This is a genomic window from Silvibacterium bohemicum, from assembly GCF_001006305.1.
GTDB classification, from domain to species: domain Bacteria; phylum Acidobacteriota; class Terriglobia; order Terriglobales; family Acidobacteriaceae; genus Silvibacterium; species Silvibacterium bohemicum.
In genome coordinates, this window is record NZ_LBHJ01000002.1 from 305,788 (window position 1) to 321,689 (window position 15,902).

The 15,902-nt window shown below is 58.3% G+C and carries 15 protein-coding genes; 5 read left to right on the plus strand and 10 right to left on the minus strand.

Annotation, left to right across the window (positions count from 1 at the left end):
- The first annotated feature begins 109 nt into the window (after nucleotides 1-109).
- The gene (locus XX99_RS05250; RefSeq protein WP_082125282.1) at nucleotides 110-1,987 is read left to right on the plus strand and encodes an AI-2E family transporter; all 1,878 of its coding nucleotides are present in this window, start codon (nucleotides 110-112) and stop codon (nucleotides 1,985-1,987) included.
- Nucleotides 1,988-2,118: 131 nt separating this feature from the next.
- Complete coding sequence (locus XX99_RS05255; protein WP_184085133.1) at nucleotides 2,119-2,394, plus strand: hypothetical protein; 276 nt, start codon at nucleotides 2,119-2,121, stop codon at nucleotides 2,392-2,394.
- A gap of 114 nt (nucleotides 2,395-2,508) precedes the next feature.
- Here XX99_RS05255 and XX99_RS05260 read toward each other — a convergent pair whose 3' ends face one another.
- From XX99_RS05260 to XX99_RS05270, 3 genes are all read right to left on the minus strand, one after another.
- Nucleotides 2,509-4,164 (minus strand): CTP synthase, encoded by a 1,656-nt coding sequence (locus XX99_RS05260; RefSeq protein ID WP_050058330.1) that lies wholly within the window; start codon nucleotides 4,162-4,164, stop codon nucleotides 2,509-2,511.
- Between the two features lie 197 nt (nucleotides 4,165-4,361).
- On the minus strand, nucleotides 4,362-4,913 hold the full coding sequence (locus XX99_RS05265; protein WP_050058331.1) for a glycoside hydrolase family 108 protein: 552 nt from the start codon (nucleotides 4,911-4,913) through the stop codon (nucleotides 4,362-4,364).
- Between the two features lie 220 nt (nucleotides 4,914-5,133).
- Nucleotides 5,134-6,081 (minus strand): hypothetical protein, encoded by a 948-nt coding sequence (locus XX99_RS05270; protein ID WP_050058332.1) that lies wholly within the window; start codon nucleotides 6,079-6,081, stop codon nucleotides 5,134-5,136.
- A gap of 119 nt (nucleotides 6,082-6,200) precedes the next feature.
- Here XX99_RS05270 and XX99_RS05275 point away from each other — a divergent pair, with 119 nt between their 5' ends.
- Nucleotides 6,201-7,202, plus strand: coding sequence for a hypothetical protein (locus XX99_RS05275; RefSeq protein ID WP_050058333.1), 1,002 nt, complete (start codon nucleotides 6,201-6,203; stop codon nucleotides 7,200-7,202).
- Between the two features lie 61 nt (nucleotides 7,203-7,263).
- Here the strand turns inward: XX99_RS05275 and XX99_RS05280 are convergent, their stop codons facing one another.
- Nucleotides 7,264-8,343 carry a GGDEF domain-containing protein gene (locus tag XX99_RS05280; RefSeq protein WP_050058334.1) on the minus strand — a complete coding sequence of 360 codons (1,080 nt, stop codon included), beginning with the start codon at nucleotides 8,341-8,343 and terminating at the stop codon, nucleotides 7,264-7,266.
- Nucleotides 8,344-8,446: 103 nt separating this feature from the next.
- Between XX99_RS05280 and XX99_RS05285 the strand changes: the two genes are divergently transcribed.
- Entirely contained in the window at nucleotides 8,447-9,538 is a 1,092-nt protein-coding gene (locus tag XX99_RS05285; protein WP_082125267.1) for an aldo/keto reductase, read from the plus strand.
- Between the two features lie 118 nt (nucleotides 9,539-9,656).
- Here the strand turns inward: XX99_RS05285 and XX99_RS05290 are convergent, their stop codons facing one another.
- Complete coding sequence (locus XX99_RS05290) at nucleotides 9,657-10,190, minus strand: hypothetical protein (RefSeq protein WP_050058336.1); 534 nt, start codon at nucleotides 10,188-10,190, stop codon at nucleotides 9,657-9,659.
- Between the two features lie 140 nt (nucleotides 10,191-10,330).
- On the opposite strand from XX99_RS05290, the gene XX99_RS05295 reads away from it, so the two are divergent.
- Nucleotides 10,331-11,185: an inositol oxygenase family protein gene (locus XX99_RS05295; RefSeq protein WP_050058337.1), complete on the plus strand. Its 855-nt coding sequence runs from the start codon at nucleotides 10,331-10,333 to the stop codon at nucleotides 11,183-11,185.
- A gap of 87 nt (nucleotides 11,186-11,272) precedes the next feature.
- Here the strand turns inward: XX99_RS05295 and XX99_RS05300 are convergent, their stop codons facing one another.
- The 5 genes from XX99_RS05300 to XX99_RS05320 all read right to left on the minus strand — a co-directional run bounded on the left by XX99_RS05300 (nucleotide 11,273) and on the right by XX99_RS05320 (nucleotide 15,734).
- Nucleotides 11,273-12,379 (minus strand): Fic family protein, encoded by a 1,107-nt coding sequence (locus XX99_RS05300; protein ID WP_050058338.1) that lies wholly within the window; start codon nucleotides 12,377-12,379, stop codon nucleotides 11,273-11,275.
- A 226-nt stretch (nucleotides 12,380-12,605) separates the two neighbouring features.
- Nucleotides 12,606-13,877, minus strand: coding sequence for a GRP family sugar transporter (locus tag XX99_RS05305; protein ID WP_082125268.1), 1,272 nt, complete (start codon nucleotides 13,875-13,877; stop codon nucleotides 12,606-12,608).
- A gap of 10 nt (nucleotides 13,878-13,887) precedes the next feature.
- The gene (locus XX99_RS05310) at nucleotides 13,888-14,004 is read right to left on the minus strand and encodes a hypothetical protein (protein WP_050058340.1); all 117 of its coding nucleotides are present in this window, start codon (nucleotides 14,002-14,004) and stop codon (nucleotides 13,888-13,890) included.
- A gap of 75 nt (nucleotides 14,005-14,079) precedes the next feature.
- A complete protein-coding gene (locus XX99_RS05315) occupies nucleotides 14,080-14,946 on the minus strand; it encodes a hypothetical protein (RefSeq protein ID WP_050058341.1) in 867 nt (288 codons plus the stop codon).
- Complete coding sequence (locus XX99_RS05320; RefSeq protein WP_050058342.1) at nucleotides 14,943-15,734, minus strand: SDR family NAD(P)-dependent oxidoreductase; 792 nt, start codon at nucleotides 15,732-15,734, stop codon at nucleotides 14,943-14,945. The genes XX99_RS05315 and XX99_RS05320 overlap by 4 nt, the downstream gene beginning before the upstream one ends.
- Nucleotides 15,735-15,902: the final 168 nt, after the last annotated feature.

Sequence of the window (15,902 nt, forward strand, 5' to 3'; positions counted from 1 at the left end):
CGCTTTTCTATCGGGTTATGGTAAATCAGCTCAATTCTGCATCTACATATCTGCACGCTCCCGCTTCGTCCCCCCAGATGAGCTTCGAAAGACCATGAACTCTCCAACGATGACACGACCCCGGCGCGGAACTCTGGCCAGCGAGCCTATCATCCTGCTCGCTATGCTGTTGGCTGGCCTGTACTTCGCCCGTGAAATCCTGATTCCGCTGGCCATGGCGCTTACGCTCAATTTCCTGCTTACACCGCTGGTGATGCAGTTCGAGAAACTGCGACTGAGCCGGGTTTCGGCGGTCATCCTGGTGTTGCTGATGGCCTCTTCCGTCGCCGGAGGCGTGGGCTGGATCGTCACCCGGCAGCTCATCAGCGTGGTCAACGACCTGCCCAACTATTCCGATAACATCCGGGAAAAGATGAACTCGCTGCACGCTCCTGCGGGGGGGGAAATCGGCCACACCATGAGCAGCCTGCGGGCGATCGGGGCAGCCTTCACCGACGAAAAGGCGGCCACGCCGACAACCGTCGACTCGCCGACTCTGGTGCATGGGCGCAGAGCCCGGGAAGCAGCTAAGATTCGCCAGCAGGACGATAGCGGTAAGCCTATGCCGGTCGTGGTCATCCCACCGGAGGAGCCGCAAAGCCAGTATCTGAGCGAACTGCTGAGGCCGGTAGTCAAGCCGCTTGGCATGCTGGGCATGGTGCTCATCTTCACCATTTACATGCTGCTCAAGCGCGAGGATTTACGCAACCGGCTGCTGCTGCTGGCCGGCATCGGACGCCTTAACCTGATGACCCAGGCGCTGAACGATGCCGCGGAGCGCATCAGCCGCTACCTGGTGATGAATGTGCTGGTGAATGCCGGTTACGGAGTTATCTTCGCCATCGGCCTCTACCTGCTGCATGTGCCCAATGCCACGTTGTGGGGAGCGCTGCTGGCGATTCTGCGGATGGTGCCGTATGTCGGCACCATGATCGTCGGCACACTGACGCTGGTCTTCACGCTGGCCATCTTCAATAGCTGGTGGCATCCGCTATGGGTCTTCCTGCTCTTCGCGGTGATGGAGATCATCATCAGCAACTTCGTCGAACCCCATCTTTACGGGAGCCACACCGGCATCTCCGCATTGGCGCTGGTCACCATGGCGCTGGTGTGGACTCTGCTCTGGGGCTGGCCGGGGCTGGTGGTGTCGACGCCGCTGACCGTCTGCCTGATCGTCTTCGGCCGCTACCTGCCGCAGATGTCGTTCTTACATATCTTGCTGGGCGATGAAGCGGAGCTGGCTCCCGAAGCCAAGTTCTATGAGCGTCTGCTGGCTACCGATCAATCCGAGGCGCACCATATCGCCGACAAATTCCTGGACAGCCACAACCTGGTCGATCTCTACGACAGCGTCGTGATGCCGGCTCTGACCATGACCGAACAGGATCGGCATAAGGGAGTTCTCGACGATGTTCGCAGCTCTTATCTCTTTCAGAGTGCGACCGAGCTGATCGCCGAGCTGACCGATTACCGCTCGCCATTGAACCTGGAGCCTCCCTGCCCGCCGGATTCCGTGCCGGTGCGAAATATTCCTGTGGTCTGTGTGCCGGCCAACGACCAGGCGGATGAAATTGCAGCGACCATGTTTGCGCAGCTGCTGGAGCAGTGCGGCCATAAGACGCTGCTGCTGCCGTCGGGAGCGCTCTCGGCTGAGATTCTCGAAAGGCTGGGGGAAGAGACGGAGACGATTCTTTGCGTCTCGGCGGTGCCGCCCTTCGCCTTCGCGCATGCCCGAAAGCTGGCGCTGCGTCTGCGCGAAAGTCTTCCCGGCAATCGAATCCTGGTAGGGATGTGGGGCAGCGGTGCGGATAAGGAGGCCATGCTTGAACGATTCGGACACGCCAAGCCGGATGTCATTGTGGGCAGCTTGCGCGAGGCGCTGGAGCTGGTGAAGGAGATGGAGCAGACCGGCCCGGCCTCGCCACAATTCAGTACGATGAAGGCCTAAGTCACTTCCCGCTGTCCTCTTTGCCATCGCCGGCAACTTCAAGAAAATATTTTGATGGAATAAGTTTCCTCTACGGCCGGTCTTCTCTACGGGAGCCCACATCCACCAACCGCTGCCCCGTGGAGTAGTCTTTGAGAGACCGCCTAAGCACGATGAATTTTTTCACCGGCAGCATTCTCGGCTTCTTCTTCGGATTGTTCTTCGGGGCGGGCTGCGCTCTGGCTTTGATGTATGCCATCTACACGGGCGGCTACCGCAAGGCCATCGAGGATTCGCTTCGGGAAGAGAAGTCGAATGCTTATCGCCGCTGGCGGCCATATGTTGAAAAGCGGCTCAAGAAGGAAACGGCCAGCAGCGAGGTGGAGACGCCGGGAGCGTCTCATTCAGATTCGCCACTTAGTCAGTAGCGAAGAATCTCACCGAGGCATTCCCCGCATCGCTGAGATTCTTCCTCCCTTTGGTCGTCAGAACGACGGTACATCACAAGCATTTGGCGATTACTCTAACCAAATCGCCGCACTTTAAGCCAGAGACTGAGTCCGTGATCCCTCGACTGTAGAGCTGATTTCGCCCCGCGAGCGAGTGCGATTGCCGTAGCTTGCCTTCACGAATGCACTGAACAGCGGATGCGGCTCGAGCGGCTTCGACTTGAACTCCGGGTGGAACTGGCAGCCGAGGAAAAATGGATGGTCGGGCAGCTCCACGATCTCGACGTAGGTCGCATCGGGGGTGGTCCCCGTGATGCGTAAGCCTGCGCCGGTCAACAGAGCTTCATACTCGCGATTGAATTCGTAACGATGGCGGTGACGTTCGCTGATCTCAGTTTTGCCGTACGATTCGGAGGCCAGCGAGCCAGGCTGCAGCACGCAGGTCCAAGCTCCAAGCCGCATGGTTCCGCCCATCTCTTCGACGCCGGTCAATTCGCGCAGCTTATATATAACCCGATGCGCAGTGGCGGGATCGAACTCGCTCGAATTCGCTCCATTCAGCTTGCATACGTTCCGCGCAAACTCGATGCAGGCGGTCTGCATGCCGAGACAGATTCCGAAATAGGGAACATTGTTTTCGCGCGCATAGCGAATGGCGTTGAGCATGCCTTCGATGCCGCGTTTGCCGAAGCCGCCCGGCACCAGGATGCCATCCAGGCCGGCCAGCTGCGATGCGAAGTTCTCGGTTTCCAGCCCCTCGGCTTCGATCCAGGTCACGCGCAGCTTCAGATTGTGGGCCAGCGCGCCGTGGACCAGAGCTTCCTTCAGAGACTTATAGCTGTCCTCGTACTCGACATACTTGCCGACGATCCCGATGGCTACTTCGTCCTGCGGGTTGTAGGAGCGCCGGACGATCTCTTCCCATTGGCTGAGGTCCGGTTCGCCGGTCTGCATGTGCAGGTATTTGAGAGCCAGCGCGTCGACACCCTCGCGGGCAAAGGTGAGTGGAACTTCGTAGATCGATTCCACATCCTTGGCCGTAATCACGGCCTGCTCTTCCAGGTTGCAGAAGAGCGCGATCTTGCTCTTCAGTTCGCGGGAGAGAAAACGATCGGTGCGGCAGAGCAGGATGTCGGGCTGAATTCCGATCGAGAGCATCTCTTTTACCGAATGCTGCGTCGGCTTGGTCTTCAGTTCTTGTGCAGCGCTGATCCACGGGACGAGCGTGACGTGGACAAACACCGTATTCTCGCGACCCAGCTCCTGGCGCATCTGCCGGATGGCTTCGAGGAACGGCAGCGACTCGATATCGCCTACGGTGCCGCCGATTTCAACGATAGTGATGTCGTTGTTCGCGGCCACCTTGCGCATGGCGTTCTTGATTTCGTTGGTGACGTGCGGGATCACCTGAACGGTCTTGCCGAGATAATCGCCGCGCCGCTCCTTGGTGATGATTTGCTCGTAGATGCGGCCGGTGGTGAGGTTGTTATCGCGGGTCAGATGCGCGTGGGTGAAGCGCTCATAATGGCCGAGATCGAGATCCGTCTCCGCTCCGTCGTCGGTCACGAAGACCTCGCCGTGCTGAAACGGCGACATGGTTCCCGGGTCGACGTTCAGGTACGGATCAAACTTCATCAGGTTGACTTTCAACCCCCGGCTTTCGAGCAAACAACCGATCGAGGCCGCAGCCAGACCTTTTCCGAGGCTGGACACAACTCCGCCTGTTACAAAAATGTACTTGGAGGACATTTCTGCTTCACCTTCCCTGAATGTCTTTGATTGGCGTACCTGGCGGGCACAATCAAGTATAGCCGGGAGCGGACGGGAAGGGAAGAAGGAAGCGGCGGGTGCTGCAGAGGCTATGGCTCGAGGAGGCTTGCGGCTCGGGCCTGTTCGCTTATGTCTTTGAATGCAAACCCCGGCAAGCAATTTCGGGCAAAGGACTCTCAGGCAGCGATGGCACTGCCAGGCTCATCGCCGAGCGTGGGAAACGCATTCACCCGGTTCAACCATCCTTGCAGAAACATCGGATACTTCACGCCGAGCTGCTGATAATAAGCGATGCGCCCTTGTTTGTATCGGTCGTACACGGAAATCTGATTCAGCCCGTTGAGAGCTTGCATGGATGCCGGGCCGAGGACGCCATCGACCACCACATTCGCGCCTAGTTCTTTCATCACGGACTGCAGCAGGCTGGTCGCATGGGTGCCAGCGTTGATGTAGAAATCACAGACGATATCGGCGAGATCCTGGAGCGAAAATGAGTCGCCCTGCATGGGCCGCCAGTAATTGCTCTTGTAGAGGATCCCAGCCTGTGCGTCGGTGAGCGCCTGAAGGTTTGCCGAGGTCGGATCGATCCCCAGCAGAGCATGCGAGCAGTGGGAAAAGGTGCGCATGGTGATGCCTTTGTTGGTCTCGCCACCGGGATCGTTCGGGTTATCGACGTACCCACCCTCATTCTGTAGCAGGATGGGCAGAAAGAGATCGAAGCTGGCCATGAGTTGTTCTCGCAGGATGGAAATTCAGCGGGGATGGGCCGCAAACAAAAAGGGAGACGCTGGATCGCGCCTCCCTCTTTACTTCAATCCAGAATACCAACGTGGCAGGCAATTCCATGCCAACTGTTTCCGGCCTTTAACTTCAAGCGTGCGCTGAAGTTAGAGGCAATTGCGTGGCGCGATCTCCTTGACGGGCCCAGAGGACTCGCGAACGCTGCGGCTATTCGACCTTGTAGCTATCTTTGCCCCAGTGGAAGGAGAGCGTTGGCGAGCAGGCGTCGTTCTGCACATAGATGACCGTGTCGCCATTATCGTGGCCGGTGACCCACGGCGTCATCGCGACCACGAAGTGTCCTTGAGCATTTGGTTTGGCGCCCATAGGGCGTTTTTCACCGAAGGATTCCGAGCCGGCTGTGAAATTCACTGTCGATGTGAATCCATCGCCCACGATCAGCACCAGTTCGTCATTTTTCGTGCCGCGAATGACCTGCAGCTTGCAGCCCTTATCCTCAGCCGTAATGGGAAACGGTACTAGGGTCGCCGCCGCACCATGCTTCTTGTCCGCGGCCACCAGGGCGATCCGAATGGCCTCGCCTTTGGCCACGGTTGCGGTTACTACCACGGGTTCGTTGGCCTTCATGGTTTTGCCGCAGGTGCCGGCGTCCGCGCCTCCGCAAACGGCGATGCCCGCGGCGTTGACGGTGATGCCGTCCATCACCACGGCCACCTTGTCATTCAGCTCCCAGCGCAGCAGGGAAAGCTTCATCTCCGAGGTAAAACCTTTTCCCTGAAGCTGATAGGTGATCTGCGTGCCATTCTCGGCTTTGCTTCGGCCGGTTTCCTTGAGCTCCAGCGTGACGCCGGCTGTAGCCGACGTGGCCCAGTTATTCTGCGCCGCGGCGAGCTGGCGGATCTGGAAGCGCTCCCGCTCTGCGGCCTGCTCGGCCAGCTCGTCGGCCGTGGGCGTATGAGGATCGGAGGGCAGATCCTGCAGCTTCAACGGCGCCGGGTTTGCCGGCGAGGGGGAAGGCGTCTGTGCAGGGGCGCTTGCGGCCTGCGGATCGGCCGGGCTTGCAGGAGCGTTGGGGCTGGGAGCAGATTGGGCGAACGAAGCGATGCAGAGCGACGCAACCGCGCCGCCTGAAATCAGGGACGAAACAAAACGCATACGGTGAGGATATACTGCCGCTCGAAGCGATGCGACGCCTACGCCTTTTCTGCGCTATCGAAATGACTCTCGACGCGGCAACCCGGGCCGGAAGTAGGATACTTGGAGAAATGCGGGCGATGCCTTTCATCCTTCGAATTCTGCTTGCCGGAATCCTCTTCGCTGCGGCGATACCGTCTGCCTTTCCCCAGCCGGGCCGCGACCGCCTGATCCTCAAAGACGGCAGCTACCAGGTCATCACCAAATATGAGATGAAAGGCGACCGGGTTCGCTATTTCAGCGCCGAGCGCAACGAGTGGGAGGAGATTCCAGCCAGCCTCATCGATTGGCCGGCCACGGAGAAATGGAAGCACGATCACGATCCGTCCGCGACGAAGAGCGGCCCGGCGGACCCCAACGATCCGGGACAGATCGAGGCCGCCAAGATCGACGCCGAAGAGTATGCGGCTCGCAACGACGAGCTGGCGCGCATGCCGATGATCTCTCCGGGATTGCGTCTGCCCGATGAAAGCGGCGTCTGGATCCTCGACACCTATCATGGTGACCCGGAGCTGGTTCACGCATTCCAGGCCAATGGCGATCTCAACCGCGCGACGGAGCACAGCATTCTCCACGCCGCGTTCGGTGCAACCGGCGGAGCGAAGGAGCTGGTTCGCATCGAGGGAGCCACCTCTAAGGTCCAGCTCCACGTCGACCAGCCGGTGATTTACGTGAGCCTGGACAGGCCTGCCGACTCCGAGGACACTGCGCCCGAATCAGCTCTCACCGTGGATACTCATGGCGCGAATGCGGCCAAGGACAAAAACTCGCATAGCTCGCCCGATAGCCGCTATGCGATTATCCGGTTGAACAGCGCCCACAATCTGCGCACTGCAATCGGCACCGAAGTCTATCGTCTCGATCAGCCCAGGGGATCGGAAGATATCGTCGAAACGACGAAAGAGATTCTGCCCGGCGCGCGCTGGATGAAGCTGACCCTCAAGCAGCCTTTACTCATCGGCGAATATGCGCTGATCGAGATCCTCTCGCCGCACGAGGTCAACCTCGATGTCTGGGACTTCGGAGTGAATCCTCGCGCACGGGAAAACAAGGACACCCGCTCGCCCGTCGAGACGCCGTAGCAGCCGGCTCATGTCTTACGCTCCCCGGCACTGGCGTGCTGACGGCAACGAGTTAGAGCGTCTAAGAAGGCGGGGCGTGGGAAGAGGGAAGAATTCCGAATCCGGCCACGGCCACGTTGTCCCGGGAGAGGCCTTTCACCAGGTACATCATGGAATCGGCCGAGCGGATGATTTCGTGGACTGAAGTACCATCTTCCGGGTAGGTTGCGACGCCGAAGCTGGCGCGCACGTTCAGCGTCAGGCCGTCGATCTCGTAGATCTTTTCGCGCAGCGCGCTGTGCAGCCGTGCCGCTGTCTCCTGGGCCGCCAATTTGCCCGATTCGGGGAGCAGCACGGTGAATTCGTCGCCCCCATAGCGAAAGACCGAATCCACGCCGCGCACCTGCGACTTGAGGACCTGACCGACTTCGACCAGCAACTGGCTGCCTACCAGGTGTCCATACCGGTCATTCACTGCTTTGAAATGATCCAGATCGACGAAGATCAGGCTGAAGCGGGAGTGAAAACGCCGCGCGCGCTCGATCTCGGCCTCCAGCTGCCGGTAGAGATAGCGAACGTTATAGAGGCCGGTGCAGTCGTCGGTGATGGTCAGCTCATGGATGCGCTCCATGGAGCGGGAGTTTTCGATGGCGATGGCCGCGTAATCGCACAACACGTGGAGAAACGAGATGGTGTAGTCGCTCAGCGTGTCCAGACGGCAATTGATGAGCTGGATGACGCCCAGCGTTTGCAGCCTCGACCGCAGGGGCATGCAGATCGCCGAACGCACGCGGAAGTTCGCGCCGGCAATCTTCTCTTTGGACAATCCGGCAAAACGGGGGTCGCGGTCGACCTCGGGAACGATAAGGCTTTCGCCATGTTCGGCGACCCAGCCGGCGATGCCCTGGCCGAGAGGAACGCGAACCTCACGCAAATCGGCCTCGGCCTGACCGATGGCAACGGCGTAGTAGAGCTCTTTGCGCGGTTCGTCCATGAGCAGGAGAGACCAGGTCTCCGGCTCGAAGAACTGCTCCATCTGCTGCATGATGGTGCGCAGAATCGTATCGCGATCCAGCGAGGAGGTCAGCGCCCGTGCAACGTTATGAAACACCAGCAGATCGCGCAGGTTTGGATCGCCGGAAATGAAGTCGTTCAACGCCATGGCTGTCTCTTATCTGCTGATTCTCACACACTTGCGTGCCGACCGGCTCATGCGCCCGGTGGCAGTCCGTGATAAAAAGGTAGCGATCCCAGCGAGGTGAATCGTGGTCGATCCTAAAGCTCCTAGCCTCTCTTCCCATTCGAAAACAGATCGCCGCCAGTTCCTGAAACAATCTGGAGCGGTTACCGCTGCTGTGTTGGCGACATCAACAATGCCGGCGCATGCGGGTACGAATACTTCATTGCCGGCATTGCCTTCCAATCCCCGCACCCAGGCCGCCATGCCTACGCGCAACCTCGGCAAAACGGGATACAAGGTCGGCATCTTTTCGCTGGGCGGCCAGGCTGCTCTGGAAAAGGGCGACAACTTCGACGTTGCCGTGCCCATCATCGAGCGCGCCCTCGACCTAGGCGTCAACTATATCGACACTTCCTCGATTTACGGTGGGCCGCCGCGCTGGAGCGAGCAATACGTCGGCCAGGTGATGAAGCACCGCCGCAACGAGGCCTTCCTTGCCACCAAGACCAAGGAACGCACCCGCGACGCGTCCATGCAGATGATCGAAAAATCACTGCAGCTGCTCAACACCGACCACATCGATCTGTGGCAGCTCCACGATATCGGCACACAGACCGATGTCGATCAGATCTTTGCCAAGGGGGGCGCGATGGAAGCGCTGCTGGAGATGAAGGAGCAGAAGGTGGTCCGCAACCTGGGCATCACCGGCCATTATCGCCCCGACTCCCTGATCGATTGCATCCACCGCTATCCCTTCGACTGCATTCTGATGGCGCTCAACGCCGCCGATACGCACCACTACAGCTTTAACGATGCGCTTCTCCCGCTGGCTGTCGAAAAGGAGATGGGCATCATCGGCATGAAGGTCCCCGCCCGCGGACGCCTGCTGGCATCGTGGACTCCTCCGCCGCTCGAGCAGCAGAAGCACATGTGGGAGGGCATGGTGATCGCCGACCGATCGGGCCCACTCAAGATGCGCGAGGCCATGTACTACACGCTCTCACGCCCGGTGAGCACGGTGATTATCGGCTGCGACACCATCGCGCAGCTGGAAGAGAACGTGCAGCTGGCCCGAGACTTTACGCCGCTCTCCGATAGCCAGCAGACGCATCTCGCGACCATCTCCGAGCCGGTCTCGAAGCCGTCGCTGTTTTTCCGGTTTTACGACCGGGCTTGAGGCAGGTGGAGCCCCACGTCTCAAAGCGAGATGTGGGACTCCCAGTTTATAGCATCGCCCAGATGACTCTGATTACGGCCTGCATATCGGGAATCTCCTCCGCTTCGAAGAAGGCTCTTTATAAGGTTTGTGGGGTGGGCGCTTTGATTTCAAAGTGGGCAATATTAGTTTTGATCCAGCGCTCGGGTCCATTCGGAGGACTGGATGGATCGCACAGCTCCATTGAGACGCTGTAATCACCCGGTGTGCTTAGATCGTAGAAGTAGGCCAAATCATACTTTTGCGCAGTTTCCGAATCAGGAAAAATCTTCCGACCAACGACAGGTCCCTCCAATAATGCCGGACCATCTCCCGGGCGAAAGTCGCCAAGCATATGACGATAAAGTTCGGTCTTGGGCGGCTCGCCATTTTTGGTGGTGAGATGAATACGGTAGAGGTAACTTGCTGTAGAAAACCAAACCTCATTTTCGCTGATGTTCTTGACAGTCATGACCACGATCGGCTTTTCCCCGATGGCGTAAGTGTTCTTTTGCAGTGATACGTGAACGGAAACCGAATCTGACTGGTTACTCGCTGGAGCGGTTTGAGCTTTTGAGGAAGTCTGAGCCCCGATCATCGTCACGAGCATTACAAGCGCACAAATCGTCTGCATATCGATTCCTCAAGCCTGCACTCCAACATACACTCCACGGTCAATTCAATCTGCTACTGGCCGGTAGTTCTGGTTGTCAGGCGTTATGTCGACAGAGTACTTTTGATGTCGAATCTGAGATTTCCCCGAGGAGAATTCGTATGCAGGCACATGCCGCAGACCAGCCGCTCGCCCACGTCGATCAGTGGGACGACTTTGTCGCCAGCCGCTACCGCGAAGGGAAATCGGAAGACGAATTCCGCGTTTATGACGCCGCGGCCAATCCCGGCGTTGCCGAGTTTTACCGGCAGAACCATGCCTACCAGACCTTCGATTTCGTGCAGCAGAAGCGCGCCGAGTTTCTGGCTCTGAAAAAGGGCAAGAAGAGCATCTGGGAGTGCGCCGAGTTCCTCAACACGCTGGTCGACGAGAGCGATCCGGACACCGATCTGTCGCAGATCGAGCATCTGATGCAGACCTCTGAGGCGATCCGCCGCGACGGCCATCCCCGCTGGTTCGTCCTTGCCGGATTCATCCACGACCTGGGCAAGACGCTCTGTCTCTATGGTGAGCCGCAATGGGCGGTGGTCGGCGATACCTTCCCGGTGGGCTGCGCTTATTCCGACCAGATCGTCTATCCGGAATACTTCGCGGCGAATCCGGATATGCAGGTGCCCGAGTACCAGACGAAGTATGGCGTCTGCGAGCCGAATTGCGGTTTGGACAAGGTTTTCATGTCCTGGGGACACGATGAGTACATCTACCACGTAACGCGGGATTACATGCCGGTAGAGGCGCAGTATATGCTGCGCTACCACTCCTTCTACGCTGCTCACCGCCACGGCGCCTATCAGCACCTGATGAACGAGCAGGATCACACCATGTTCGAGTGGGTGCGCAAGTTCAACCCGTACGATCTCTACTCCAAAGGACAGGCCAAGCCGGATATGAAGGCTCTATTGCCCTATTATCAGGACCTGATCGCGGAGTTCTTCCCGGAAAAGATCGACTGGTAGAGCTTTAAGAGATGGGAGAGCCCGGCTTCGGCCGGGCTTTCCCATCTTGGTGATCTCACATCTTAGGTCGAGACGTGGGCACCGACGTCAACGACGTCTTTCAACGATGCCTTCAAGATCGGGCAGCCACCAGATCGAAGCCCGCCTACCGGCACTCGATCGATATACGCGAAGAATTTTGTCGCGTTCAAGTGCCTGCAGCATGATCATCAATGTCTGCTTACTTGGAGGATCGCCTTTCCACTGCAGGTGGCCAGCCTGAAAATACTGCAGTTGAAATGCCGCATCCAATAAGGGAACCGCATATCGAGATCGAGTTGCTGCGATAAATTTCTCTTTCAAGTTCTCATAAAGCCGAAGAATTTCATCTGCCGTAGTGGCATTTCTTTGTGCCTGTGCGGTAACGGCATTTAAGAAAAACTCTACCCACAGGCGCCATGAATTCCGCACCCGTCCAAGATCATTTAACCGATCTACGTATTCTTCCTTGTGCTGTTCAATGTACTCGGACATATAAAAAGTTGGTTCGGGCAACAGACCGTGTTCGAAAAGGAAGATAGGGATCAGAATTCTGCCAATTCTGCCGTTCCCATCTAAAAATGGGTGAAGAAATTCGAATTGCGCGTGGATAAGTGCGAGCCTGGCTAGCGGATCATCGTCGGAATGGTAATATTTTTCCCAATTGCTTAGAGAGTGTTCCAGCTTCATCCAGTCGGGTGGGACAAATCGAATCTGTTCAACCCCGCCAATTCGGGAGCCGATGTAGTTTTGTTGCCGTCGAAATTCCCCAGGGGCTTTGTTGTGCCCTCGAACGCTAGACAATAAGACTTTATGCAGCCTCAAAAGAAGATTTAAGTTGAAAGGCCTGTTCTTGAGTTCGCGGGTCGCAACATCGAGCGCAGACCGATAGTTCAAAATTTCTTCAATATCATGGCGTCGGGCCTCTAATTGCGGCGCCTCTCCCGCTTCGAACTGTAAAACCTCACCCATCGTCGCTAATGTGCCCTCAATGCGAGAAGATAGGACGGCCTCCTGTAAACGCAGCGGGGATAGCAGTAGGTTGCTGTTCGGCAGGCGGCGAAGCATTCCGCTATATTCAGCGAGGCTGCGATTTGCCCGTCCAAGGGCGGGGATAAGAGCTAACCAATCACTGCGAGTGAGAAGTGGAAGGTCTTGAGGCAGAGCAGGCCGCATAAACGGAGTATACGTAAGAGATTTTTTTGTGTAAATCAAAGCTGGGTTTGGTTTACACAAGCAAGATTAAGGCATAAATCCTAGACACAAATCTGCGCTCAATCGCTGCATATTGGATGGTGGTATCACCTTGCTACAAGATGTTGTGATTTTTCATTTTGAGGTCGATTCGCGATTGTAAGTTCACTACTCATGATGCAGCATGTCCAGATTGAGTTCGCGTTCATCAGGAAAAGCGCGTACGCTTCCATAGCAGCCAGCCACTCGATCCCAGCAGCGCCAGCACTGCGATCATTAGAATAACGATCCACCGGCCGTTCATCTCCAATGGGGGACGGTGCGCGCCTATCGCGAGCCAGGCGAAGACGCCGACTCCGATGGCCACGATCAGCCAGTCCCACCAGGCCTTCTTATCTGCGCCGACTTCGTGCCCGATGCCTGCCTGCGCTGCTACGGCCTGGTTGTAGTCCAGACCGTAGCGGTCGCATTCGCGGGCGATGGCCTCGTTCACGGAAAGATGTTCCTTGCGCGCCGCCGCGGCACTGCCGATGGCAATGGCTCCCGCGATCATCAGCAGCGAGCTGGCTACAATCACCACGCGATTGTGATCGCTCACCTCGCGCAGCTCGCCGAAGACCAGCGCGCCCCAGGCCAATCCCCATAGCTGGTTGGTATTCGAAAGCGGGATGCCTCGGCCGATGCCGATGTACTTCGTCGCATACTGCTGGAACATGTCGCCGATGACCCAGCAGAAGCCTCCGAGAAAGAGCCAGAAGACTTCGGGACGTAGCAAATGCAGTTGTGTCGCAATCGACGCGCCTTCGACGTGGATCGTCGCCGCCAGAACGGCCATCGTGCCGAGTTCGCCCATGGTGAAGACTGTTACGAACGACAGCGGATTCATCCCGCTCAGATAGGCTTTGCGGTAGGGCAGATACATCGTCCCCCACAGCAGGCTTGCGCCCAACGCCGCAGCGACACCGGCGGCGCCATGCGCCGAGCTTCCCGTCGAAGGATGGACTGATGCGAGGCCCAGGGTGATGGTCGCGGCCACAACGGCGATGCCTCCGCCCACGACTTTGATCCAGGTTACGGCTCCTGCCCCGCGCAGCTCGCGGAAGAGCAGGCATCCCCAGAGAAGTCCCACCAGCGAGTTGGTGTTCCAGAGAGGGAAGGCGATGGAGAGGCCGACGTTCTTGATGGCGAAGACGGTGAGGGTGTTCGCCACAGCCCACAATGCTCCGGCGAGAATACCCCAGACGATGAGGTGCGATTTAGTCAGCAGGTCGGCGAAGACGTAGCGTGTGCCCTTCATCAGCGTCGGCAGAGTCCAGCGCGCGGTAAACACGCCGGCCACCATGCAGAGCGAAATCACGATGGGCGAGTAGCCCGCGTCCACCAGCTTGGTGGGGGCCTCGGCAGAGCCCAGCCATGCGCCGGCCGCAATGCCGCATGCTACTCCGAGACCATGCATCGAACGGGATTTTTGTTCAGGCATGTTCACCGGTTCAGGCCAGATGGATCAGCAGCGCCACGCCCAGCAACAGCACGACAACGGGGATCCAGAAATGGCTGTCGGTGAGGATCGCAATCAACGTCTCCGACTTCAAGAGCCCAGACTTCATGCCGGCATTTGCCCCAATCACGAACTTTAGAATCTCTGCGAGTCTACGCTACAGGTGGCAGTTCCGACGAGAATGCTACTTCTTGATCTTGGACACTGCGGCATCGGGGTTGAAGGCGTCGGGCGGTAGCGCGACGTTGTAGGCGGCCTTGTAGACATAGCGCTGGCTGTTGGCATCGCCATTATGGAAGCGGGTGATGCTGTACGGAGTCGGGATGCCGTCGATGGTGTGGTAATCATCGTACTCTTCGCGCTCTTCGTTTTTGTCTTTGTAGATTGGGTCGCGCCATTGAAAGGTCCGGCTGCGGGGCAGGTGGGTCTCGGCATCGATCTGGATGGTGATCGAATCGTTCGACGGAGAGATCAATGTCACCTGGTCGGTGAGGTGCCGCTCGGAGAGCGTTTGCCCTTCGGAGATAAGGATCGTATTCGGATCTTTCAACCAGGTGCGCACAGCGACGTCGATGGTATGAGCCTTCCGCCGCAGGGAGTCGTCGCAGATTTCCTTGGGAAGAGCTTTTTTGCCCTTGTAAGTTATCTCCCAGCAGTCCTGGCCGATAAAGATCTCGACGTCGTCATGCTTCTTGCCCAGCTCGACGCGTTCTTCGCCGGTGGGAGTTCGCCACTGATGAAAGTCGCTGATCGCTCCGGTGGGCTTGCCTTGGTAGAACCCCGACACGCGACCTTCGATATAGACATTCTGCAGGGCGAGCCATCGCGGACCGCCGAGAGCCTGCACCATGGCGTCCAGTATCGCGCGCGCCTTTTGCGCATTCGCCGCGGCAGCGGGATCGGCAGCAGCCTGATCGGACGGCGGCTGGCCTGGCGATTGTGCCCATGCCGCAACGCCGCAGGACAATACGCCAATACCACCCGGCAATATCCGAATACCGCCTGACAACATTCCCAGAAGAGAAACAGCCAAGAGAGAGAGCTTTTTCATCCGACCAGCACCGCGCCTCCATTGACATTGACGATCTCGCCGCTCATGAAACCCGCATAGGGGGTGCAGAGAAACAAGATCGGACCCGCGATTTCCATCGGACGGCCCACCCGGCCTAAAGGAATCCCGGAGAAGATCCAATCCCGTGTGGGCGGATCGGCGAGCGCCGGCGCCGACATATCGGTCTCCACCCAGCCTGGAGCGACGCAGTTCACATAAATGCCATCCCGGGCCAGTTCGCTCGACAGGCTCTTGGTCAGGCTGATGAGCGCGCCCTTGCTGACGGCGTAATCCGCGTGCTTGGCCTCGCCGCGCTGGCCTGCAGTCGAGCTGACATAGACGATGTATCCGGCGGCATCTTCGGGGCGCCGATCTTGCAGTTTCATCTGGGCCACGGCCGCCTGAGTGAGCCCGAAGACACTGTCGAGATTGATGGCCAGCGTCTGCCGCCACTGTTCTTCCGACATCTCCGCGATGGGAGCGTCGTGCGAGGGCCAGATGCCGTGGTTCACCACCAGCACATCGATGCGTCCATAGGCGTTGACTGTCCGCCGCACCAGCGACCTGCCCTGGGCGGGAGTGCTGAGCTCCTGCTCTATTGCGAGACAGAGGCCGCGGCCGCCGGTCTCCTCGGCAAGCTCCTCGGCGGTGTCTTTCGCACTGCGATAGTTGAAGAGGACGCGCGCTCCGGCGTCACGAAACAGGCGAACGGTAGCCGCGCCGATCCCGCGCGAGCCGCCGGTGATGAGCGCCACCTTTCCTTCCAGGGATAATGAAACTCCAGCCATGCCTCGACGCTAAACCAGCGTTGAAACTCGCGCAAGCGGGGTTTTTCTTTCAGCGGTGATGCCTAGTTCGAACTTGGCGGCGAAGCGGATGGGGGTGGGACGCGTATTTGCGGTTGAGAGTTGGAGAGAGTCGCGACAAGAAAATATACACACAGCAGCACGGCTGCC